This window comes from Streptomyces sp. NPDC037054, from assembly GCF_055606745.1.
In genome coordinates this window covers 635064-656641 of sequence record NZ_JBVJSJ010000002.1, presented here as the reverse complement: position 1 = coordinate 656641, position 21578 = coordinate 635064, and the positions used below count along the sequence as shown (strand labels likewise).

The 21578-nt window shown below is 71.7% G+C and carries 21 protein-coding genes and 3 tRNA genes; 11 read left to right on the top strand and 13 right to left on the bottom strand.

Annotated elements, in window-relative coordinates; all coding sequences use genetic code 11:
- Window positions 1-96: 96 nt before the first annotated feature.
- The 4 genes from ACZ7D7_RS07890 (at window position 97) to ACZ7D7_RS07875 (ending at window position 4951) form a co-directional block, all read left to right on the top strand.
- Window positions 97-1407 (top strand): ABC transporter substrate-binding protein, encoded by a 1311-nt coding sequence (locus tag ACZ7D7_RS07890; RefSeq protein WP_470823064.1) that lies wholly within the window; start codon window positions 97-99, stop codon window positions 1405-1407.
- 87 nt (window positions 1408-1494) lie between these two features.
- The gene (locus ACZ7D7_RS07885) at window positions 1495-2490 is read left to right on the top strand and encodes a carbohydrate ABC transporter permease (RefSeq protein WP_470823063.1); all 996 of its coding nucleotides are present in this window, start codon (window positions 1495-1497) and stop codon (window positions 2488-2490) included.
- 13 nt (window positions 2491-2503) lie between these two features.
- Window positions 2504-3427, top strand: a complete 924-nt coding sequence (locus tag ACZ7D7_RS07880) for a carbohydrate ABC transporter permease (protein WP_470823062.1) — start codon at window positions 2504-2506, stop codon at window positions 3425-3427.
- Between the two features lie 84 nt (window positions 3428-3511).
- Window positions 3512-4951 carry a GH1 family beta-glucosidase gene (locus ACZ7D7_RS07875; RefSeq protein WP_470823061.1) on the top strand — a complete coding sequence of 480 codons (1440 nt, stop codon included), beginning with the start codon at window positions 3512-3514 and terminating at the stop codon, window positions 4949-4951.
- A gap of 124 nt (window positions 4952-5075) precedes the next feature.
- On the opposite strand, the gene ACZ7D7_RS07870 is transcribed toward ACZ7D7_RS07875, so the two are convergent.
- A complete protein-coding gene (locus ACZ7D7_RS07870) occupies window positions 5076-5987 on the bottom strand; it encodes a LysR family transcriptional regulator (protein ID WP_470823060.1) in 912 nt (303 codons plus the stop codon).
- A gap of 108 nt (window positions 5988-6095) precedes the next feature.
- Here ACZ7D7_RS07870 and ACZ7D7_RS07865 point away from each other — a divergent pair, with 108 nt between their 5' ends.
- Window positions 6096-6485, top strand: coding sequence for a YybH family protein (locus ACZ7D7_RS07865; protein ID WP_470823059.1), 390 nt, complete (start codon window positions 6096-6098; stop codon window positions 6483-6485).
- Window positions 6486-6545: 60 nt separating this feature from the next.
- On the opposite strand, the gene ACZ7D7_RS07860 is transcribed toward ACZ7D7_RS07865, so the two are convergent.
- A complete protein-coding gene (locus ACZ7D7_RS07860) occupies window positions 6546-7535 on the bottom strand; it encodes a Gfo/Idh/MocA family protein (protein ID WP_470823058.1) in 990 nt (329 codons plus the stop codon).
- A gap of 144 nt (window positions 7536-7679) precedes the next feature.
- Window positions 7680-8141, bottom strand: a complete 462-nt coding sequence (locus tag ACZ7D7_RS07855; RefSeq protein WP_470823057.1) for a DUF4333 domain-containing protein — start codon at window positions 8139-8141, stop codon at window positions 7680-7682.
- A 374-nt stretch (window positions 8142-8515) separates the two neighbouring features.
- Between ACZ7D7_RS07855 and ACZ7D7_RS07850 the strand changes: the two genes are divergently transcribed.
- Window positions 8516-9517, top strand: coding sequence for an AraC-like ligand-binding domain-containing protein (locus ACZ7D7_RS07850; protein WP_470823056.1), 1002 nt, complete (start codon window positions 8516-8518; stop codon window positions 9515-9517).
- A 193-nt stretch (window positions 9518-9710) separates the two neighbouring features.
- Here the strand turns inward: ACZ7D7_RS07850 and ACZ7D7_RS07845 are convergent, their stop codons facing one another.
- From ACZ7D7_RS07845 to ACZ7D7_RS07820, 6 genes are all read right to left on the bottom strand, one after another.
- Entirely contained in the window at window positions 9711-10187 is a 477-nt protein-coding gene (locus ACZ7D7_RS07845) for a hypothetical protein (RefSeq protein ID WP_470823055.1), read from the bottom strand.
- Between the two features lie 7 nt (window positions 10188-10194).
- Window positions 10195-10710 carry a hypothetical protein gene (locus ACZ7D7_RS07840; RefSeq protein WP_470823054.1) on the bottom strand — a complete coding sequence of 172 codons (516 nt, stop codon included), beginning with the start codon at window positions 10708-10710 and terminating at the stop codon, window positions 10195-10197.
- A 37-nt stretch (window positions 10711-10747) separates the two neighbouring features.
- On the bottom strand, window positions 10748-11104 hold the full coding sequence (locus tag ACZ7D7_RS07835; protein ID WP_470823053.1) for an ArsR/SmtB family transcription factor: 357 nt from the start codon (window positions 11102-11104) through the stop codon (window positions 10748-10750).
- Between the two features lie 9 nt (window positions 11105-11113).
- Window positions 11114-11548, bottom strand: coding sequence for an SRPBCC domain-containing protein (locus tag ACZ7D7_RS07830; protein WP_470823052.1), 435 nt, complete (start codon window positions 11546-11548; stop codon window positions 11114-11116).
- Between the two features lie 122 nt (window positions 11549-11670).
- Window positions 11671-12585 (bottom strand): PhzF family phenazine biosynthesis protein, encoded by a 915-nt coding sequence (locus tag ACZ7D7_RS07825; RefSeq protein WP_470823216.1) that lies wholly within the window; start codon window positions 12583-12585, stop codon window positions 11671-11673.
- A 113-nt stretch (window positions 12586-12698) separates the two neighbouring features.
- Window positions 12699-13121 carry a winged helix-turn-helix transcriptional regulator gene (locus tag ACZ7D7_RS07820; RefSeq protein WP_470823051.1) on the bottom strand — a complete coding sequence of 141 codons (423 nt, stop codon included), beginning with the start codon at window positions 13119-13121 and terminating at the stop codon, window positions 12699-12701.
- A gap of 87 nt (window positions 13122-13208) precedes the next feature.
- On the opposite strand from ACZ7D7_RS07820, the gene ACZ7D7_RS07815 reads away from it, so the two are divergent.
- Complete coding sequence (locus ACZ7D7_RS07815; RefSeq protein WP_470823050.1) at window positions 13209-14054, top strand: NAD(P)H-binding protein; 846 nt, start codon at window positions 13209-13211, stop codon at window positions 14052-14054.
- A 2-nt stretch (window positions 14055-14056) separates the two neighbouring features.
- Here the strand turns inward: ACZ7D7_RS07815 and ACZ7D7_RS07810 are convergent.
- The 3 genes from ACZ7D7_RS07810 to ACZ7D7_RS07800 form a co-directional block, all read right to left on the bottom strand.
- Window positions 14057-14133 (bottom strand) — tRNA-Ile (locus ACZ7D7_RS07810).
- 201 nt (window positions 14134-14334) lie between these two features.
- Window positions 14335-14407 (bottom strand) — tRNA-Asn (locus ACZ7D7_RS07805).
- Between the two features lie 5 nt (window positions 14408-14412).
- Window positions 14413-14485 (bottom strand) — tRNA-Asn (locus ACZ7D7_RS07800).
- Between the two features lie 160 nt (window positions 14486-14645).
- Between ACZ7D7_RS07800 and ACZ7D7_RS07795 the strand changes: the two genes are divergently transcribed.
- From ACZ7D7_RS07795 to ACZ7D7_RS07780, 4 genes are all read left to right on the top strand, one after another.
- A complete protein-coding gene (locus ACZ7D7_RS07795) occupies window positions 14646-14951 on the top strand; it encodes a YtxH domain-containing protein (protein WP_470823049.1) in 306 nt (101 codons plus the stop codon).
- A 51-nt stretch (window positions 14952-15002) separates the two neighbouring features.
- On the top strand, window positions 15003-16451 hold the full coding sequence (locus tag ACZ7D7_RS07790) for a xylulokinase (protein ID WP_470823048.1): 1449 nt from the start codon (window positions 15003-15005) through the stop codon (window positions 16449-16451).
- Between the two features lie 152 nt (window positions 16452-16603).
- Window positions 16604-18337 carry an ABC transporter ATP-binding protein gene (locus ACZ7D7_RS07785; protein WP_470823047.1) on the top strand — a complete coding sequence of 578 codons (1734 nt, stop codon included), beginning with the start codon at window positions 16604-16606 and terminating at the stop codon, window positions 18335-18337.
- Window positions 18337-20265 carry an ABC transporter ATP-binding protein gene (locus ACZ7D7_RS07780; RefSeq protein ID WP_470823046.1) on the top strand — a complete coding sequence of 643 codons (1929 nt, stop codon included), beginning with the start codon at window positions 18337-18339 and terminating at the stop codon, window positions 20263-20265. Before ACZ7D7_RS07785 ends, ACZ7D7_RS07780 begins: the two co-directional genes overlap by 1 nt.
- A gap of 6 nt (window positions 20266-20271) precedes the next feature.
- Here the strand turns inward: ACZ7D7_RS07780 and ACZ7D7_RS07775 are convergent, their stop codons facing one another.
- Window positions 20272-21507: an RNA polymerase sigma factor gene (locus ACZ7D7_RS07775; protein WP_470823045.1), complete on the bottom strand. Its 1236-nt coding sequence runs from the start codon at window positions 21505-21507 to the stop codon at window positions 20272-20274.
- Between the last annotated feature and the right edge of the window lie 71 nt (window positions 21508-21578).

The following is a 21578-nucleotide window of genomic DNA, read 5'->3' as shown; positions in this document are numbered from 1 at the left end:
CGCCCGCCCACGAGTCTTCCAACCGCGGTGGGAACGTGCCCACCCAGAGTTGGGCACGTTCCCACCCCCGTCAGCGCCTTCATCCCGAGGAGACCCATGGGCACCTATCGATCACTGCGCACGAAGGCGTTGGCGACCGTCGCCACCGCCGGCGCTCTCACGCTGGTCGTCGGCTGCGGCGGCAGCGACGAGTCCGCGACCGGCGGCGGCAAGAAGGACGGCAAGGTCACCATCACCATGGGCATGTACGGGGTGATGGGCTTCAAGGAGACGGGTCTCCTGGAGCAGTACGAGAAGGAGAACCCGAACGTCGACATCAAGGCCGAGGTCGCCGGTGACGAGCAGACGTACTACACCGCGCTGCAGACCCGGCTCGCCGCGGGCAAGGGCCTGAAGGACATCCAGGGCATCGAGATCGGCCGGGCCAAGGAGATCGTCGACACCCAGGCCGCGAAGTTCGCGGACTTCGCCGACGTACCGGGCACCGACCACTTCCTGCCGTGGAAGCAGTCGCAGATCACCACCAAGGACGGCAAGGTTCTCGGCCTCGGCACCGACATCGGCCCGATGGCCGTCTGCTACCGCAAGGACTACTTCGAGAAGGCCGGCCTGCCCACCGACCGCGACGAGGTCGCCAAGCTGTGGGAGGGCGACTGGAAGAAGTACGTCGAGGTCGGCCGCACCTTCAAGAAGGACTTCAAGGGCGGCGAAGTGGCCTACATGGACGCGGCCAGCGGCCTGTTCAACGCGATGGTCTACGGCTACCCCGAGCAGTACTACAACGAGAACGGCGACCTGATCTACGACAAGAACCCGGCCGTCAAGGAGGCCTGGAACCTCGCGGCCCACGCCGCCGAGGACGGCCTGAGCGCCAAGCTCCGCCAGTTCCAGCCGGGTTGGGACCCGGGACTGGCCAACGGCACCTTCGCCACCGCCGTCTGCCCGGCCTGGATGCTCGGCCACATCGGTGAGAAGGCCGGCGAGGCCAACAAGGGCAAGTGGGACGTCGCCAAGGCCCCCAAGGGCGCCAACTGGGGCGGCTCCTTCCTCGGCGTGGTGGAGAACAGCCCGGTGAAGGAGGAGGCCAAGAAGCTCGTCGCGTGGCTGACCGCGCCGGAGCAGCAGGCCCACATCTTCCAGAAGCAGGGCAGCGTCCCGTCCTCGCAGCAGGCGCTGGAGAGCCCCGACGTCACGGACGTCACCTCCGAGTACTTCAACAACGCCCCGATCGGCAAGATCTTCGGCGCCGCCGCGCAGGACATACCGGACAAGCAGGTCCTCGGCCGCAAGGACGGCACGATCAAGGACACCTTCTCCCAGGGCCTGACGCTGATCGAGCAGCAGGGCGCCTCGCGTGACGAGGCCTGGAAGACGACCGCCGAGCGCATCGAGAAGGCCGTCGGCTGACCTTCGACGCTACGGCTCTCCGGGCCCGCCGCACGTGCCGGCGGGCCCGGGGCCCGGCTCACGATCCGCTCTCAGGAAGGAAGTCCGGTGGCCACCTCCACCACCAAGGCCCAGGCCGGCGACAGGCGCGCGGCCAGGTCCCCGCGGCCGGGCGGCGACGGCGCCGGCCGGCGGCGCGGCGCGCTGCTGCACCGGCTGGACGTCAAGGGCGCGCCCTACGCGTTCGTCGCGCCGTTCTTCGTCGTGTTCGCCGCGTTCAGCTTCTACCCCCTCGTCTACACGTCCTGGATCTCCCTGCACCGCGTGGAACTGGCCACCCTCGACCTCATGGAGTGGGTGGCGCTCGACAACTACGTCGAGCTGTGGAACGACTCACGGTTCTGGAACGCGCTGCTCAACACCATCACCATCGGCGTGCTGTCCACGGTCCCCCAGCTGCTGATGGCGCTGGGTCTGGCGCACCTGCTCAACTACCGGATGCGCGGCTCGCTGTTCTTCCGCGTCGCCTCGCTCGTGCCGTACGCCACCTCGGTCGGCGCCGCCGCGCTCGTGTTCACGATGCTCTTCGAGCGCGACTTCGGCATGATCAACTGGATGCTCGGCACGGTCGGGATCGACCCGGTGAACTGGGAGGCCGACAAGTGGCCCGCCCAGGCGGCGATCTCCACCATCGTCATCTGGCGCTGGACCGGCTACAACGCGCTGCTCTACCTGGCCGCCATGCAGGCCATCCCCGCCGACCGGTACGAGGCCGCCGCCATCGACGGCGCGTCCCGCTGGAAGCAGTTCACGCACGTCACCGTGCCGGGGATCCGCTCGACCATCGTGTTCACCATCGTGCTGTCCACGATCGGCGCGACGCAGCTGTTCGGCGAGCCGCTGATCTTCGGCCAGGGGCCGAACGGCATCTCGGGCGGCGCCGACAACCAGTACCAGACGCTCGGGCTGCTGCTGTACGAGGAGGGCTGGAAGAACTACCAGATGGGCCGCTCGGCGACGGTCGCCTGGGCGATGTTCCTGCTGCTCGTCCTCGTCTTCGTGGCCCAGCGCCTGATCAAGCGCCTGCGCTCCCGTACGTCCTGACCAGGAGTCCGCCATGACCACCGAAAGCCTCCCGGTCCGGACGGACGTGCCGGCCCGGACCCCCTCGAAGCGGCACGCCGCACCCCGCCGCCTCCGTCTCTTCGCCCCGCGCGCCGGACGCCAGCACCACGCCGGCCCGCTCGCCTACGTGCTGCTCGCGATCACGGCGATCCTGTCGATCTTCCCGCTGTACTGGACGATGGTCGCCGCCTCGACGGACAACACGCGGGTCAGCCAGACTCCGCCGCCGTTCCTGCCCGGCCCGAACCTGTTCAGCAATCTCGCCCGCGCCTGGGACGAGGCGGCGATGGGCAAGGCGATGATCAACAGCACGATCGTGGCCGGGGTCATCGCCCTGTCCACGGTGATGTTCGCGACGCTGGCCGGCTTCGCCTTCGCCAAACTCCGCTTCAAGGGCCGCAACGTCCTGATGATGCTGGTCATCGGCACGATGATGGTGCCGCCGCAGCTCGGGGTCGTACCGCTGTTCATGATGATGTCCGAGCTCGGCTGGTCCCAGCAGTTGCCGGCCGTCATCTTCCCGACCCTGGTGAGCGCGGTCGGCGTGTTCTTCATGCGGCAGTACCTCACGGAGGCCCTGCCCGACGAGCTGGTCGAGGCCGGCCGCGTGGACGGCGCGCACTCGCTGCGCATCTTCTGGAGCATCGTGCTGCCGGTCGCGCGGCCCGCGATGGCCGTGCTGTTCATGATCACGTTCGTGCACGCCTGGAACGACTTCTTCTGGCCCTTCGTGGTGCTCGACATGACCAACCCGACGGTCCCCGTCGCCCTCACCCAGCTCAGCGCCGGCTACGTCCGCGACCAGTCCCTGATCATGGCGGGCGCGCTGCTCGGCACGCTGCCGCTGCTGGCGATGTTCATCGTCTTCGGCCGCCAGATCGTCAGCGGCATCATGGCGGGTGCCGTCAAGGGCTGACCGCGCCCGCCTCCCTCCCTCCCTCCCGCCGCGCTCTCCTCTCCCTCCCGCTTCTCCCTTCTCCTCCCTCCCGAAAGGATCCACGTGGTCCCCGCAGCACAGCAGACCGCAACCGCCCCGGACGCCGCCCTCACCTTCCCCGAGGGTTTCCTCTGGGGCTCGGCGACGGCCTCGTACCAGATCGAGGGTGCGGCCGCCGAGGACGGCCGGACGCCCTCCATCTGGGACACCTACGCCCGCACCCCGGGACGCGTCCGCAACGGCGACACCGGTGACGTCGCCACCGACCACTACCACCGCTGGCGCGAGGACGTCGCCCTCATGGCCGAACTGGGCCTGGGCGCCTACCGGTTCTCCCTCGCCTGGCCGCGCATCCAGCCCACCGGCCGGGGCCCCGCCCTCCAGAAGGGTCTGGACTTCTACCGCCGGCTCGCCGACGAGCTCCTCGCCAAGGGCATCCAGCCCGTCGCCACGCTCTACCACTGGGACCTGCCGCAGGAACTCGAGAACGCCGGCGGCTGGCCCGAGCGCGCCACCGCCGAGCGGTTCGCCGAGTACGCCGCCATCGCCGCGGACGCCCTCGGCGACCGCGTGAAGACCTGGACCACCCTCAACGAGCCCTGGTGCAGCGCGTTCCTCGGCTACGGCTCCGGCGTGCACGCCCCCGGCCGCACCGACCCGGTCGCCGCCCTGCGCGCCGCGCACCACCTCAACCTGGGCCACGGCCTGGCCGTCCAGGCGCTGCGCGACCGCCTCCCCGCCGACGCGCAGTGCTCGGTCACGCTCAACATCCACCACGTACGGCCGCTCACCGACAGCGAGGCCGACGCCGACGCGGTCCGCCGGATCGACGCGCTCGCCAACCGGGTCTTCACCGGACCGATGCTCCAGGGCGCCTACCCGGAGGACCTCGTCAAGGACACCGCCGGGCTGACCGACTGGTCCTTCGTCCGCGACGGCGACCTCCGACGCGCCCACCAGAAGCTGGACTTCCTCGGCGTCAACTACTACTCCCCCACCCTCGTCTCCGAGGCCGACGGCAGCGGCACGCACAACTCCGACGGACACGGCAGGAGCGCCCACAGCCCCTGGCCGGGCGCCGACCGGGTCGCGTTCCACCAACCGCCCGGCGAGACCACCGCCATGGGCTGGGCCGTCGACCCGTCGGGCCTGTACGAGCTGCTGCGCCGCCTGTCCTCCGACTTCCCCGCGCTCCCGCTGGTCATCACCGAGAACGGCGCCGCCTTCCACGACTACGCGGACCCGGAGGGCAACGTCAACGACCCCGAGCGGATCGCCTACGTACGCGACCACCTGGCCGCCGTGCACCGGGCCATCAAGGACGGCTCGGACGTGCGCGGCTACTTCCTTTGGTCCCTGCTGGACAACTTCGAGTGGGCGCACGGCTACAGCAAGCGCTTCGGCGCCGTCTACGTCGACTACCCCACCGGCACGCGGATCCCGAAGGCCAGCGCCCGCTGGTACGCCGAGGTGGCCCGCACGGGCGTCCTGCCCACCGCCTGACCCGACTCGGTGCGGCACACCGACGCCGCCCCGCACGGTGCCGCACCGCGGGCCCGCCCCCGACTCCCGGTACACCCGGGGCCCGGGGGCGGGCCTTTCCCTGCCGGGAATGGCAGGGCTGGACCTATGGCTGAGGCCGGGGCCGGGCACGGTCGTCCGCCCGGGTGAAGGCCCGTCGGCCGTGCACGAGCAGCTCGCGCACCGACGGGTTGGGCGCGCTCCTCCACACCAGGGCGAGCAGGGCCGGGGTTTCGACGTCGTCGATGGTGCGGGCGGTGAGCCGGTCGCGGTAGCCCGCGGCCATCGAGGCGCTGAGGACGGCGACACCGAGCCCGCGGGCGGCGAGGTCGGCGATGGCGTCCGCGGCGCCGGCCTGGAGCGCGATCACGGGCTGGAGGCCCTGTGCGGCGCACGCCCGGTCGAACACGGTACGCAGCCCGGTGCCGGGCGGCATGCACACGAGGGGGTGGGCGATCAGGTCGCGCAGGGTGACCCGCCGCCGTTTCGCCAAGGGGTGTCCGGCCGGGACCGCCATCACGAGCCGCTCGCTGACGATGGTCAGCGCGTCCAGCCCGTCCGGCGTGGCGGCCGCGGTCCCGACGAGCGCCAGGTCGACGGCGCCGGAACGCACCCCCTCTACGAGCCGGTCGGAGTTGTCCTCCAGCAGCGAGATCTCCACGCCGGGGTGGGCCTCGTGGAACGCGGCGAGGGCGTCGAACAGCGGGGTGACGGTGCAGCCGACGACCATCCCGACGGTCAGCCGCCCCCTGATCAGGCCGGTCACTTCGCCCACCGACTGACGGACGGCCGCGGCTGCGGCGAGCGCGGCGCGGGCGTGGTCGAGCGCGGCCTTTCCCGCGACGGTGAGGGTGACGGTCCGGGCCGACCGGTCGAACAGCTCGGCGCCGAGCTCGCGTTCCAGCTGCCGGATCTGAGCGCTGACGCCGGACTGGCTGATGTGCACCCGCTCGGCGGCACGGGTGAAGTTCCGTTCTTCGGCGACGGCGACGAAGTACTCCAGCTGCCTCAACTCCATAACCAGAGCTTCTCATTCCCAGCAGAACGATCTGTTGGACTTCTGCCGGGCGGGGCGGCCACGCTGAGGAGGAAGCACCGGAGCACACGACAAGGCCAGGAGGAACCCATGCCGGAGCACGAGCGCAGTGCCGGGTACGCATACGAGAAGGCCATGCGCCCGGAGGACATCACCCGCTTGTTCGTCGAGCGCTCGAACGCCGGTGACGCGGCCGGGGTCGCCGCGCTCTACGAGGAGGACGCGGTGCTGGCCTACCCGCCGGGCGAGGTGACGGTGGGCCGGGAGGCGATCCGCGCGCTGTGGGAGAAGGTGCTCGCAAACCGCCCCCGCTTCGAGCCGGAACAGCCTCTGCCGACGCTGATCAGCGGCGACATCGCCCTCACCTCGACTCCTCCGAAGGACGGGGCCGGCGCGCGGGCGCAGGTCGTCCGGCGTCAGCCCGACGGCAGTTGGCTGCGCCTGCTCGACCAGCCGGAGTTCGCCCCGCCCGGCCGCTGACGCCCGGCCCGCGCGGACACCGTCTCGCGTGGGCACCGTCTCGCGCCGGCACCGGCCGGCTCACTCCCCGGGGTAACGCACCCCGACGATCTCGCGCACCTTGTCCAGGGTGTCCATCACGGCGAGCGAGCCGGCCTGCGGCACCAGCGGTGACTCGGTGAGCCCGGCCCGCAGGCAGCGCATGACCTCGCGGGCCTGGTGGCCGTAGCCGTTGCCGCGCTGCGGCGGGGCGGTCACCGTCTCGGGTTCGTGGCCGTCGCGGTGCAGGACGAAGGACGCCGGGTTGTAGAAGTCGCGCGGTATCTCGACGCGTCCCGCCGTGCCGTACACCACCGCGCGGCGCTCGTCGTCGGCGAGCAGCGAGCAGGTCAGCACGGCCATCGCGCCGCTCGCGTATCCGAGCAGGACGCCGGTCTGCTCGTCGACGCCCCGCGCCGAGAGCCGCGCCTGGGCGGTGACGCCGTCGGGGACGCCGAGCAGCAGGTGCGCGAAGGAGACCGGGTAGGTGCCGAGGTCGAGCAGGGCGCCGCCGCCGGCCGCCGGGTCCCACAGCCGGTGCTCGGGCGGCGCCGTGACGCGCCCGCCGAAGGAGGCGTGCACCGCGCGGACCTCGCCGATGGCGCCGTCGGCGACCAGCTCGACGACGCGGCGCACGGTCGGGTTGACGTACGTCCACATCGCCTCCATCAGGAACAGCCGCCGCTCGGCGGCCAGTTCGATGAGGAGGCGGGTCTGGCGGGCGCTCAGGGCGAACGGCTTCTCGCACAGCACCGGCTTGCCCGCCTCCAGGCAGGCGGTGGCGGCGGCCAGGTGGTGGGCGTGCGGGGTCGCGACGTAGACGACGTCGACGTCCGGGTCGTCGGCCAGCTCACGCCAGCTGCCGTGGGCCCGCGGAATTCCGAACCGCTCCGCGAACCGCCGCGCCCCGTCCACCGACCGGGACCCGACGGCGACGACGTCGGCCCCCGGCTCCAGCAACAGATCCTCGGTGAAGGCGGCGGCCATGCCCCCGGTCGCCAGAACACCCCAACGTACGGCCTGCTCGCTCACGCACCACTCCCACCACTCACGCCCCGCCCGAATCTCCCACCCACCCTATGGGCACGTACCCACCATCTGCATCGGGCGTCCGCGATCCGGTCGGCGACCGGCGTGGGCGAGGGGCGTGGGCGTCGGCGTCGGCGTCGGTGCGCGTCACCCGGTCGCGTCGTCGGCCTTGACGCTGAAGTTGACCTGCTTGCCGTTGACGGACACGGTGGTGACGGTGACGCCGGTCTCCTGGCCGTCCGCGGTGATCCGGCAGCGGATCGTGGCGCCCACCCGGGCCGGCAGGTGCGTGGGGCAGACGACCTGGCTGGGACGCTTGCCCGTCCTCGCGGCGATCTTGTCGGAGATCGTCTGCTCGACCCGGTCCTTGTGCACCGCTCCGCTCCCGGTCACGCCCGTGTCGGCGGGCGGCGACGAGGCCTCGGGCGACGGTGCCGCGCCCGTCGGCTCGTCCGCGACCGGGCTCTCCTCGGCGGCGGACGTGGGCGTGGCCGTCGTCGGCTCGTCCTTCTTGTGGGCGTCGCCGACGCTCAAGGAGCACCCGGTGGTGAGGAGCACCGCCAGCGCGCCCATGGCCGCGGCAGCCGCGCCCCTCTGTGCGATCTTCATGACGAATCCGTTCTCCTTGCCGAGAGTGACGGCCAGGACCTGCCTGGCCACCGAACTCGCTTGGCAATGTCGGCAATGCATGGCGTGAAGCGCACCGCCCCCGTTCGGTTCGCTTCACGCCATGCGCGGACGTGGCGGTCCGAGCAACGAACGTAGGCCGCTCGCGGGGTCCGGTCTTTGTCGGCCGTGCACAGCACTGTGTCAGTCGTGCACGCCGCCCACCGCGCCACCGGTCCCGCGGAACCGGTTGCGCCGCAGTCGCGTTTCAGCCAGGCTCCCGCGCGGGAAGTCCGTACCAACGGGAGGATTTGAGGAGTGGACACCAAGGTTCTGGTGAGTCGCGGCCGCGGCCGCCGCCCGCGAAGGTCCGGCCGGTGAACCTGTCCCTGGACACCGCCTCCGTCCCGCCGCAGGACCGGGAGGAAATGCTGCGGGACGTGGTGTGGAAGTCCATGGTGGCGGTCGAGATCGACCACCGGCCGCCGGCCGCCGGCATCGCCGCGCGCATGCGTCTGGGCACCGTCGGACCTCTCACGATCGTCTCGGGGCAGTCGACCGGCGTCACGCTCCGGCGGACGCGCCGGCTGGCCCGGCAGGACGAGGAGGACTCCGTCGTCCTCGGCCTCCAGATGACGGGCGCCTGCCTGATGGTGCAGGACGGCCGCGAGTGCCTGCTGCGGCCGGGAGACCTCGTCGTCCGCGTGTCGAACGCCCCCTACACGCTCGCCTTCGACGAGGGACTCGACCACCACTTCCTGCGCTTCCCCCGCGCGGCGCTCGCGATTCCCGACCGGTCCCTGCGCGAGATCACCGCCGTCCCCCTGGGTGCCGGCTCTCCCCTCGCGCGGCTGGCGTTCACCTACTTCTCGCACCTGTCCGTCAGCGAGGAACTGCAGCAGGACGCGCACGCCAACGCCGCCGTGCAGCCCAGCATCGAACTGCTCCGCGCGGTCGTGGCGACCCACCGCGGCGACTCCGGACCGGCGAGGGCCTCGCTGGAGGCGACGCTCTGCCTGCGGATCACCCAGTACATGCGCGAGCACCTGGCCGACCCCGGTCTGTCGGCGGCGGGGATCGCCGCGGCGCACGGCATCTCCGTACGCCATCTCTACGCCGTCCTGTCCCGCGCGGACATCAGCCTCGGCGACTGGATCCGCACCCGCCGACTCGCCGAATGCAGACGGGAGTTGGCCGGACCGAGCGGTCGGCAGCGGACCATCGCGGCGATCGGCCGGCGGTGGGGCTTCGTGGACGCGACCCACTTCAGCAAGGTGTTCAAACAGACCTACGGCATCACGCCCCGGGACTGGCGCGAGCAGAACCACCCGTCTCGCGCCGGGCAACGCGCACGGGGGCAGCGGCCCAGCCGCGGCTGAAGCGGCTCAGCCCCTACGACCGCGGTGTGCTGTCCCAGCGCCACGTGGTGAGACGAGGGTGCTCCGGCAGTTCGGCGCGGCCCGTGGCCCACAGCAGGGTCGGCCAGGGGTCCGCGCCCCGCGGGGCCCGCGGGAACAGCCGGGCGAGCACGCGCGCGCAGAGATCGGTAGGACACCCCCTTCCAGGCCCCTGTCAGGCGCTGGACACCCAGTCCTCGTTGCTGCGGTACCGGCCCAGCCCGACGGCGGCGAACTCGTCCACACCCGGCCCCCCTCGTACGCCCAGCCGCCGCAGGGCCTGGGACACGGGGCTGACTGTCCGCGAGAACCGCTGCTCCGGCGGCTCATCCAGCGGCCCCAGCGCGAGCGCCCCGCCGGCCCAGACGGCGGCTCGTTGCTCGCCGACTCCTCCGAAGTATTCGGCCTCCACATAGGCGATCGGCCCCGCGGTGGACCACCGAGCCAGCAACGCGCCGAAGCCCTCCGGCAGCCGCCAGAACCCCAGCTCCCCTCCACCCCTGCCGTTCGCCACGGCGTCAAAGACCTCATCGGTCATCGGCATCAGCGACAGGCCCTGGCCAAGGGACACCACCTGAGCTGCCGGAACCTCCCGCGAGGCGACGCGCAGCAACTCGTCGCCGGCGATGACCGCCTGCAATGCGTAACCCACCGAGCACTCACCGGTCCCTTTTCGGCAGCAGGGCCAGGAGTTGGTGCGTATGACCGGGGATCTCGACCTCCGCGAGGCCGGTGACGAGGTCCCTCAGGGGCACGGGTCCGTCGACGAGGACTGTGCCGTGGGACAGGAGCAGCGTGGGTACCAGGGTGTCGAGTTCGGTCTCGCTGAGCATCGGTCCGGCGAGGGCGCACAGCGCGTCCGCCTGGATCCGGACGCGCTCGCGGAGCCCCGCGCCGCCGCCGGCGAGCGTGATGACGCGGTCGAGGGTCCAGGTGTCCTGCGCCGTGCGGTTGTCGTACGCCGTGGTCGCTCCGGCGGCGGCGGAGGACACGGCGGTGATGGTGGCGGCGTTGACGAGGACGACGTGGGCCAGGATCTGGTCGGCGTTCCACTCCCCGGCCGCCGGGGCGGGACCCGTGCCCTCGGCATCGACCTCGGCTTCGGCTTCGGCCACGGTGGCGGCGGCGTTCAGAAGCGCTCGGTAGGCGTCCCGGAGCGGGGCGGTGTCCAGCATGGTCTTCCTCCTCGGGTGCGTGCGAAGTGGCGGCGCGTCACCGCCGGCGCTCGTCCTGCTCCGCCGCCTCCGCGAGGCGCTTGATCCTCGCCAGCCGGCGGTCCCAGTCGGAGGCGAGGGCGGCCATCCAGCGGGCCGTGGCGTCCAGTGCCTCGGGGCGCACCGTGTACCGCACCTCACGTCCGACCTTCACGCCGCCGACCAGCCCGGCCGCGTCGAGAACGGCCAGGTGCTTGACCACCGCCTGACGCGAGATCGGCAGCCCGTCGGCGAGCATGGTCGCGGTCGCCCGGCCGTGCTCGGAGAGCAGGTCCAGCACCTGACGACGGGTCGGGTCGGCCAGGGCGACCAGCACGCCGTCGACGACGTCGCGGTCGACGGGAGGCTCATCCACCACGAGGGGTCACGCGGCCCGGGTGGCGAGGGCGGCGAGGCACTGCTCCCATCCGGCGGTGTGGTCCTTGACCACGTTGCGGCGGTTCTCCTCGGGCGTGGGCAGAGCGGCGAACCCGCTCTCCACGACGCGCAGCCGGGTGCCGTCGCCCTCGGGCGTCAGGATGAACTCCACGAGCGTGGAGTTGTCCTCGCGCAGTTCCTCGCCGGGGAACGCGCTCACCCACCGGTACGCCAGGTACTTCGGCGGATCGGCCTTCTCCACGCGCACCGGGAAGTCCCCGTGCTCGGAGTGCCGGGCCACCAGGGACTGGCCCTCGACGGCCCGCGCGCCTCGGACGCTGTCGTCGTCGGTCGCCCAGAACCCGGGCTCGGCCACCAGCGGCCAGACCTTCTCCGGGGCTGCCTCGATCACGATCTCGCGCTCGATGCGGTCACCAGTCATGGCGTGCTCCCTTGCGTGTCATCTGCCCGTTCGGCCGTCCGCCGACTCCAAGAATGCGCAACCCCAGAGTTGCACAACAGCGAGCCATGCGCAACTCCCGAGTTGCACTTCCTCGACGTCGTCTACGACGCCCCCTCCGCCCCGCCCGGCCGGATCGCGATCGCGGCCCCGGTGACGCGGACCCGCGGATCGCCGGCCCGCAGGTCGACCGCCAGCAGGGACGGGCGGCCCATGTCGTGACCCTGGTGGAGGGTGAGCCTCGCGTCGGCCGGGACGAGGCCCACCTCGCGGGCGTAGGCGCCGAATGCCGCGGCGGCGGCGCCCGTTGCCGCGTCTTCCACCACGCCGCCGACGGGGAACGGATCGCGGACGTGGAAGACGGTCGCCGATTCCCGCCATACGAGCTGCACGGTCGTCAGGTCGAGCCGCCGCATCAACCGCAGCAGCCGGTCGAAGTCGTAGTCCAGAGCGGCCAGTCGCTCACGGGTCGCGGACGCGAGGACCATGTGGCGCACGCCCGCGAAGGCGATCCTCGGAGGCAGCCCGGCGTCGAGTTCGCCGGACTGCCAGCCGAGCGCCGCCAACACCTCCGCCACATCGGCCGGGTCGGCGTCGAGGACGTGGGGCTCGACGCTGGTGAGCGTGGCCTTCAGTACGCCCTCCTCTTCGCGGACGGAGACGGGCACGTGTCCCGCGGCGGTGTGGAAACCGAACTCCCCCGCGCCGAGACGCTCGCCGAGCGCGACCGCGGTGGCCACGGTCGCGTGGCCGCAGAAACCCACCTCCGCCTCGGGACTGAAGAACCGCAACGTGAACGACCGCGCGTCGTCCGGGTCGGGCCCGGGGGTGACGAAGGCGGACTCCGAGTAGCCGAGCGCGGCGGCGATCCTCGCCATGTCGTCGTCGCCCAGGCCGGAGGCGTCGAGGACGACTCCGGCTCCGTTGCCGCCGGCCGGGCTGGTGGTGAAGGCGGCGTAGTGCAGTATCCCGGCGGTCAGCGGCGCCGGCCGGCCCGCTTCGGTCGCCGTGCGCCTCATCGTGTTCGTCATGCTCGATCGTCCTCTCCTGCGGGCCTTCCCACGCACCACCGGGCGGCGGGCCGGGTTCCTCGCCCGGACAGATGATCGCGGCCGACCGCTTCGCGGTACGGTCAGCGGATCTCGTTGTCGGGGTGCTCGCTGTCGTAGATCTCGCGGGCGCGGGCGATGTGGGCCCGGTGGTCGAGCGACCAGTCGGCGAGTGCCTTGACGAGGTGGGTCAGGCTCGCGCCCGTCTCGGTGAGCCGGTAGTCGACCTGGGCCGGCACCGTCGGATACACGGTCCGAAGGACCAGACCGTCCCGTTCCAGCCGGCGCACCGTGAGGGTCAGCATGCGCTGGGAGATCCCCTCGACGGCGCGCTGAAGCTGCCGGAAGCGCCGCGGGCCGTTGGAGAGCTCGACGACGACGAGGACCGACCACTTGTCACCGACCCGGTCGAGGACGTCGCGGATCCCGCAGTCGGGATGGTCCCGCCGTCCACAGGGTTCGAGTGCGGCGGGTCCAGCGGTTACCTCGGTGTGCCTCGCTGACACGAAACTGCCTCCTTGTGGGCCGACTCGGACCGGTTGAGGATCTCACCGTAGTTACTGAAGAGAACCACGGCAGGAGACAGAACCGCCATGATCATGGTGACCGGCGCGAACGGACGACTCGCCTCTCTCACGCTCAAGGAGTTGGCCGAGCGCCACGTGCCCGCTCTGGGCGGCACTCGATCGCCCGCCGAGGGGCAGCGGCGACTCGACTTCGACGCCCCCGCGAGCCTCGACCTCACCGGCGTTTCCACCCTGGTCCTCGTCTCGGCGGGGTACGCCGAGGACGACCGGGTCGTCGCCCGGCACCGGGCCGTGCTGGACGCCGCGGTGCGCGACGGCGTGAGCCACGTGGTGTACACCAGCCTCACCGGCGACGGTGACCACCTCGGCTTCGCCCTCGCCCATCGGGCCACCGAGCGGCTGGTCAGGGCCAGCGGACTGGGGTGGACGATCCTGCGCAACGGTCTCTACGCCGAACTCTTCGGGGCGCTCCTGACCTGGGCCGCCGACGGCGTGGAGTCGGCGTTCGGCGACGGAGCACTCGCCGCTGTGGCGCGGGCGGACCTGGCCGCGGCCGCGGCCGTCGTGGCCGGCGATCCGGCCGCGCACTCCGGCAGGACCTACGACCTGGTCGGCGAACCGATCACCGCCGACGGCGTCGCCGCATCCCTCGGCGTCGCGCACCGGACCATCGGGCTCGGGGAGTACCGGGCCCAACTCCTCGCCGACGAGACGCTGCTGCCGTTCCAGCCGCCGATGCTCGCCTCGATCGTGACGAGCGTCCGCCACGGTTTCCTCGGCGGCACCCGCCCCGACCTCGCCCACCTGCTCGGCCGGCCGCTCACCGACCCGCTCACCGTCGCCGCGGCCACCGCCGCCGCACTGCGCCCCGACGGCGTCCGCCCAGGCCAGAACGATTCTCTGGACCAGTAGCGTGGTGGGGCGGGTGGGACTCGAACCCACGGCCGACGGATTATGAGTCCGCTGCTCTAACCGGCTGAGCTACCGCCCCATAGCGGCGTGTCGCGTACATGTGTGCGCGCCGTCTGCCGCAGCATAGCCGCTCATACGATCTCCTGCCTCGAATGGCCTCGGTTGGCCGCGCGTGGCCCAAGTCGCACGGTCAAGAGGACTGCGCCGCAGGCCCGGGCGGTTCCACCGGACAGGAAACCGGGCATGAAAAAGGACCCCGGCGGGGTCCTCGTTCAGCGTGCTCCCCCGACTGGACTCGAACCAGTAACCTGCCGGTTAACAGCCGGCTGCTCTGCCAATTGAGCTACGGAGGACCGAGCTCCCCCGACTGGACTCGAACCAGTAACCTGCCGGTTAACAGCCGGCTGCTCTGCCAATTGAGCTACGGAGGAATGCCTCGTTTTGCATCGAACGCACCCACCTGGGTATTCGCCAGAGGGCGCGCGCTCGCTGCGACACATACATTAGCGCAAGCAGGGGGGTGCTCCGCCAATCGGTACTCCCCGGCGCCGACGCCGTACCGGAGACCTGTGCAAGGGAAGGGTGGCCGCCATGCGTTACCGGCTCACGTTCGTCGCCGGACTCGCCCTGGGCTACGTGCTGGGCACGAGGGCCGGGCGCGAGCGCTACGAACAGCTCGTGAAGTCCGCGCGCCAGGTCGCGCGGAACCCCGCCGTCCGCAACACCGCGGAGTCCGCCGCCCAGCAGGGCAGGCAGTTCGCGGGCAAGGCGTACCACGTGGTCAGCGACAAGGTCGGCGACCGCGTGCCGGACTCCGTCGCCCAGCGGGTGCGGACCCTGCGCGAGCGCAGCATGAACGGCCACGGCGAGGACGACTGGGGCACCAGCAACACCTAGGGGTTGCGGGCGCCCCGCGCGTCGCGGGTGGCGTACGGCAGAATTTCGGACATGGGGATAGTCGCCGGGCTGGACAGTGCGCCCGATTTCACTCGCATCGTGGTCTGTGACTCGGACACGGGAGCCGTGCTCCGGCAGGGGTACGCCCCGCATCCGCTGGAGAGCCCGGAGGGCGGGCGGCCCTCGGACGTCGATCCGCAGGCCTGGCTGCTGTCCCTGGGCGAGGCCGCGGGCGGCGGGCTCCTGGAGGGCGTGCAGGCCATCGGTGTCTCCGCGCAGGCGAACGCCGTCGTGCCGCTCGACGCGCAGGGCAACACCGTGCGGCCGGCGATGGTCGGCGGTGACAAGCGCACGCAGGTCGCCGCGGCCGATCTGGTCGACGCGCTCGGCGGGCGCGAGGCGTGGGCGCAGGCGGTGGGCTGTGTGCCGCAGGCCCCGCAGCCGGTGACCAAGCTGCGCTGGCTGGCGCGGACCGAACCCGACAACGCGCTGCGCACGGCCGTGCTGCTGCAGGCGCACGACTGGCTGGTGTGGCAGTTGCTCGGGCGGCCGGTGCGGCGGACCACGGACCGCGGCGGCGCCTCCGGCACCGGCTACTGGTCGGCGGCGACCGGCGCCTACCGGCCCGATCTGGTCGAGCTGGCGCTCGGGCACCAGGTCATGCTGCCCGAGGTGATCGGGCCCGCCGACGCGGCCGGTACGACGCCGGAAGGGCTGCTGATCTCCGCGGGCACGGGTGAGACGCAGGCCGCCGCCTTCGGCCTTGGCATCGGGCTCGGGGACGCCGTGGTGTCGCTCGGGGCGTCCGGGTCGGTGATGGCCGTGCACCCGGAGGCGCTCGTCGACCAGCGCGGGATGATCACCGCCCTCGCGGACGCGACCGGCATGCACCTGCCGGTCGTCACCACCCTGAACGCCGTACGGACCCTGCGGGGCGCCGCCGAGATGCTCGGGGTGCCCGATCTGGAGAGCCTGTCCGAGCTGGCGATGAAGTCGACGCCGGGCGCGCACGGGCTGGTGCTGCTGCCGTATCTGGAGGGCGAGCGGACCCCGAACCTGCCGCACACCGCGGGCACGCTGACCGGGCTCCGGCGCGAGTCGATGCGGCCGGAGCACCTGGCGCGGGCGGCGTTCGAGGGGATGCTGTGCGGTCTCGCGGACGCGCTGGACGTGCTGCGCGGCCGGGGCGTGGAGGTGCGGCGGGTGTTCCTGCTGGGCGCGGCGGCCGAGCTGCCCGCGGTGCAGGCGGCGGCGCCGTCGCTGTTCGGGGCGCAGGTCGTGGTGCCGCAGCCCGCCGACTACGCGGCGATCGGCGCGGCCCGGCAGGCGGCCTGGGCGCTCGGCGTCTCGCAGGGCGCCCTCGACCCGCGTACCCCGCCGGTCTGGCAGGGCGCGGTGGCGCAGGTTCTGGAGCCGGGCGAGGAGCTGGCGGTGGGGCAGGCGGTGCGCCAGCAGTTCGTGTCGGTGCGGGAGCAGACGCATCCGGCGGCCTTCGGATAGGCGGAGCCCGCGGCGTCCGGACGGGCGGGCCCGTCACCTCTCGTGACCCGCCCGTTGGGTTAATCGGTTGAGGTAACGCGGGGGGAATGCCGGACGATAGGGGCCAGGGGCAACCATCCGGCCCCTTCCTCGCCGACTCCGAGAGACCACGCGTGCTCATACGACTCCTGCGGGCCTGCCTCAGGCCGTACCGACAACACATCGCTGTCCTGGTGGTGCTGCAGTTCCTGCAGACCTGCGCCACCCTCTACCTGCCCACGCTCAACGCGGACATCATCGACAACGGTGTCGTCGAGGGCGACACCGGCTACATCATCGGCCGCGGCGCCCTCATGATCGGGATCTCGCTGGCGCAGGTGGTGTGCAACATCGGGGCCGTGTACTACGGCGCCCGTACGGCCGCCGCGGTCGGCCGGGACCTGCGGGCGGCCGTCTTCGACCGGGTGCAGTCGTTCTCCGCCCGTGAGGTCGGTCACTTCGGGGCGCCCTCGCTGATCACCCGTACGACGAACGACGTGCAGCAGATCCAGATGCTGACGCTGATGACGTTCACGCTGATGGTGTCGGCGCCGATCATGTGCGTCGGCGGCATCGTGCTGGCGCTGGGCCTTGACGTGCCGCTGTCCGGGGTGCTGGTGGCGGTGGTGCCCGTGCTGGGCGTCTGCGTGACGCTGATCGTGCGGCGGCTGCGTCCGCTGTTCCGGGCGATGCAGGAGCGGCTGGACACGGTGAACCGGGTGCTGCGCGAGCAGATCACCGGCAACCGCGTGATCCGCGCGTTCGTGCGGGACGCGTACGAGGAGCAGCGCTTCCGGAGGGCCAACACCGAGCTGACGGAGATGTCGCTGGGCACCGGGAACCTGCTCGCGCTGATGTTCCCGGTGGTGATGACGGTGGTGAACCTGTCGTCCGTCGCCGTGGTGTGGTTCGGCGCCCACCGGATCGACAGCGGCGGCATGCAGATCGGTGATCTGACGGCGTTCCTGGCCTATCTGATGCAGATCGTGATGTCCGTGATGATGGCCACCTTCATGTTCATGATGGTGCCGCGTGCGGAGGTGTGCGCCGAGCGCGTGCAGGAGGTGCTGGACACCTCGTCGAGCGTGGTGCCGCCGTCCGCGCCCGTCACGGAGCTGCGCCGGCACGGCCATCTGGAGATCCGCGGGGCGGGCTTCCGCTACCCGGGGGCCGAGGAGCCGGTGCTGAGGAACATCGACCTGGTGGCGCGGCCCGGCGAGACGACCGCCGTCATCGGCTCGACCGGCAGCGGCAAGTCGACGCTGCTGGGGCTGGTGCCGCGGCTGTTCGACGCGACCGACGGCGAGGTGCTCGTCGACGGGGTGGACGTGGGGACGATCGAGCCGAGGCTGCTGGCGCGGACGGTGGGCCTGGTGCCGCAGAAGCCGTACCTGTTCGCGGGCACCGTCGCGACCAACCTGCGGTACGGCAACCCGGACGCGACGGACGAGGAGCTGTGGCACGCGCTGGAGGTGGCGCAGGCCAAGGACTTCGTGGAGCGGCTGGAGGGCGGGCTCGACGCGCCGATCGCGCAGGGCGGGACGAACGTGTCCGGCGGTCAGCGCCAGCGTCTCGCGATCGCCCGCACCCTGGTGCAGCGCCCGGAGATCTACCTCTTCGACGACTCCTTCTCCGCCCTCGACTACGCCACGGACGCGGCCCTGCGCGCGGCGCTCGCGCGGGAGACCGCGGAGGCGACCGTCGTCATCGTCGCCCAGCGGGTGGCGACCATCCGGGACGCGGACCGGATCGTCGTCCTGGACGAGGGCCGGGTCGTCGGCACGGGCCGGCACCACGAGCTGATGGCGGACAACGAGACCTACCGGGAGATCGTGCTCTCCCAGCTGACGGAAGCGGAGGCTGCCTGATGGCCGGGCCGATGGGGCGGATGATGGCCGGGGGCGGCCCCGATCAGCGCTCGATGAACTTCAAGGAGTCGGGCCGGCGGCTCGTCTCCCACTTCAGGCCGGAGCGGGCGACGATCTGGCTGCTGCTGGTGTGCGTGGTCGTGAGCGTCGCGCTCAGCGTGGTCGGGCCGAAGATCCTCGGCCGGGCGACCGACCTGGTGTTCGCGGGCATCGTCGGCCGCGAGATGCCGGCCGGGGCGAGCAAGGAGCAGGTCCTCGACGGGATGCGGGAGCGCGGGGACGGCGAGGTCGCCGACATGCTGCGCAGCACCGACTTCACGCCCGGCGAGGGCATCGACTTCACGGCCGTCGGCAACGTCCTGCTGACCGCGCTGGGCGTGTTCCTCGCCGCCGGTCTGCTGATGGCCGTGGCGACGCGGCTGGTGAACCGGGCCGTGAACCGCACGATGTTCCGGCTGCGCGAGGACGTGCAGACGAAGCTGTCGCGGCTGCCGCTGTCGTACTTCGACAAGCGGCAGCGCGGCGAGGTGCTCAGCCGGGCCACGAACGACATCGACAACATCGGGCAGACGCTCCAGCAGTCGATGGGGCAGCTCATCAACTCGGTGCTGACGATCATCGGCGTGCTCGCCATGATGTTCTACGTCTCCTGGATCCTGGCGCTGGTCGCGCTGGTGACCGTGCCGCTGTCGTTCGTCGTCGCCACGCGCGTCGGCAAGCGGTCGCAGCCGCACTTCGTGCAGCAGTGGCGCTCCACGGGCAAGCTGAACGCGCACATCGAGGAGATGTACACCGGGCACACGCTGGTGAAGGTGTTCGGGCGGCAGGACGAGTCGGCGCGGCAGTTCGCCGAGCAGAACGAGGCGCTGTACGAGGCCGGATTCCGGGCGCAGTTCAACAGCGGCATCATGCAGCCGCTGATGATGTTCGTGTCGAACCTCAACTATGTGCTCGTCGCGGTCGTCGGCGGGCTGCGGGTCGCCTCGGGCGCGCTGTCCATCGGTGACGTGCAGGCCTTCATCCAGTACTCGCGGCAGTTCTCGATGCCGCTGACGCAGGTCGCGTCGATGGCGAACCTGGTGCAGTCGGGCGTGGCGTCGGCGGAGCGGGTCTTCGAGGTGCTCGACGCGGACGAGCAGTCGGCCGACCCGGTGCCGGCCGAGAAGCCGGCGGAGCTGCGCGGGCGGGTGGCGCTGGAGCACGTGTCGTTCCGGTACGACCCGGACAAGCCGCTGATCGAGGACCTGACGCTGACGGTGGAGCCGGGGCAGACCGTGGCCATCGTCGGGCCGACCGGCGCGGGCAAGACCACGCTGGTCAATCTGCTCATGCGGTTCTACGAGGTGTCCGGCGGGCGCATCACGCTCGACGGCGTCGACATCGCGCGGATGTCCCGGGACGACCTGCGCGCCGGGATCGGCATGGTGCTCCAGGACACCTGGCTGTTCGGCGGCACGATCGCGGAGAACATCGCGTACGGCGCCGCGCGCGAGGTCACGCGCGGGGAGATCGAGGAGGCGGCGCGGGCGGCGCACGCGGACCGGTTCGTGCGGACGCTGCCCGACGGGTACGACACGGTGATCGACGACGAGGGGGCGGGGGTCAGCGCGGGCGAGAAGCAGCTCATCACGATCGCGCGGGCGTTCCTGTCGGATCCGGTGATCCTGGTGCTGGACGAGGCGACGAGTTCCGTGGACACGCGGACCGAGGTGCTGATCCAGAAGGCGATGGCGAAACTCGCGCACGGGCGGACGTCGTTCGTGATCGCGCACCGCCTGTCGACGATCCGGGACGCGGACACGATCCTGGTGATGGAGGACGGGGCGATCGTCGAACAGGGGTCGCACGCCGAGCTGTTGGCGGCCGGTGGGGCGTATGCGCGGCTGTACGAGGCGCAGTTCGCGGAGGCGGTGGCGGAGGTGGACTGAGGCGTTTCAGTCCAGGTAGCCCCTGAGCTGGTCCGCGTAGGCGTGGTCGCGGAGTTTGTTCAGGGTCTTGGACTCGATCTGGCGGATGCGTTCCCTGGTAACGCCGAAGAGGCGGCCTATCTCCTCCAGAGTGCGGGGGCGGCCGTCGGCCAGGCCGTAGCGGAGCTGGACGACCTTGCGTTCGCGTTCGCCCAGGGTCGACAGCACCGCGTCCAGGTGCTGGCGCAGCAGCAGGAACGCGGCCGACTCCACCGGGCTGGTCGCGTCGCCGTCCTCGATGAGGTCGCCGAGCGCGACGTCCTCCTCCTCGCCCACCGGCGCGTGCAGCGACACGGGTTCCTGGGCGAGGCGGAGGACCTCGCCGACGCGCTCCGGGGGCAGGTCGAGGTGGGCCGCGACCTCTTCCGGGGTGGGTTCGTAGCCGCGTTCCTGGAGCATGCGGCGCTGGACGCGGACGACGCGGTTGATGAGTTCGACGACGTGCACGGGGACGCGGATGGTGCGGGCCTGGTCGGCGAGGGCGCGGGACATGGCCTGCCGGATCCACCACGTCGCGTAGGTGGAGAACTTGTAGCCGCGGGCGTAGTCGAACTTCTCGACGGCCCTGATCAGGCCCAGGTTGCCCTCCTGGACCAGGTCGAGCATGGTCAGGCCGCGGCCGACGTACCGCTTGGCGACGGAGACCACGAGACGCAGGTTGGCCTCGATCAGGCGGCGCTTGGCCATGCGGCCCATGACGACCAGCCTGTCCAGGTCGACGGCGAGTTGACTGTCCAGGTCGACGGCGAGCCGGAGCCGCTCCTCGGCGAACAGGCCGGCCTCCACGCGGCGGGCGAGTTCGACCTCCTCGGCGGCGGTGAGCAGCGGGATGCGGCCGATCTCGCGGAGGTACTGGCGGAACAGGTCCGACGAGGGTCCGCCGGTCTCGGGCCGGGTGGGCGAGGGGGGTTCGGCCGTCTCGGGGTGGAGTGCGGCGCGGCTCTGCGCCGGCACGGCCGCGAGGGTCTCCGGCTCCGCGTCGGGTTCCTCCGCGCCGAGGGCGCTCGCGGTGTCGGTCTGGGTCAGGGTCTGGGTCTGCACGGGGGCGACCTCCAGGATGATCGCTGCCAGGGAGGGCGGCAGCGGTACTTCGGGGGCGGAGTCGGCGGCCTCGCCGCTGTCCGTCCCGTACGCGATGAGCGGAACCGCGGGGGTGTCGGACCCGTGGGGGACGGACCGGCCGCGCTCCGAGGACTCAGGCACCGGACCCAGTGTGGAGTACGACACACAGCTGCCACGAGGGGCTTGCGAGCACTTTTTGAGTCCGGTGCGTG